Source organism: Maribellus maritimus (assembly GCF_022267315.1).
Classification (GTDB): domain Bacteria; phylum Bacteroidota; class Bacteroidia; order Bacteroidales; family Prolixibacteraceae; genus Draconibacterium; species Draconibacterium maritimum.
This window is the reverse complement of sequence record NZ_JAIKLE010000157.1, coordinates 1-626: the sequence shown is the minus strand read 5'-3', so window position 1 is coordinate 626 and position 626 is coordinate 1. Positions and strand designations below refer to the sequence as shown.

Genomic DNA, 626 nt, shown 5'->3' with positions numbered 1-626 from the left:
ATTTCTGAATTCAATACTCAGGTTACATTCCCTTACTCTGAAACTGCCTCTTCAATCACTGTTGCTGAGTTCGAGGCTTTGGGAGGAACGGCAACTGACAACTGTAATGTATTTACCATTACCTATCAGGATATAAGTGACGGGCTCGATTGCCCCGAAACGATTACAAGAACTTACACCGTTACCGACAATTGCGGAAATTCTGAGACATGTGCACAAACGATTACTCTTAACGACAATACTCCACCTTCCATAGCATGTCCAAACAATTTAACCATTATTGGCTGCGACTTAAGTGGCTTATTAGATTCAACCGGACTTAACTTTAGTTCCACACCTACTACTTTAAATTTAGCTGACACAACCATTTTAGGAATTTCTGTTTCTGATAATTGTGGTATCTACGAAATTACTTATCAAGATGATAGTACGGGGATTTGTCCAATTGTAGTAACAAGGACATTTACCGTTACTGACTCTTGTAGAAACACTGCAAGCTGTCCTCAAATAATTAATATTTATTTTTCACCTCCTACAATTACATGCCCGACAGACACGATTACCGATACCTGCCTGACCCAGGCTCAGGTTGACCAGATTTATGCCGACTGGATTGCTGCAGTATC

The 626-nt window shown here is 40.3% G+C and carries 1 protein-coding gene; it reads left to right on the top strand.

The features are described 5' to 3' along the window. The coding region (locus tag K5G00_RS29510) for an HYR-like domain-containing protein (RefSeq protein ID WP_394800895.1) at positions 1-626 on the top strand (626 nt) is incomplete at both ends.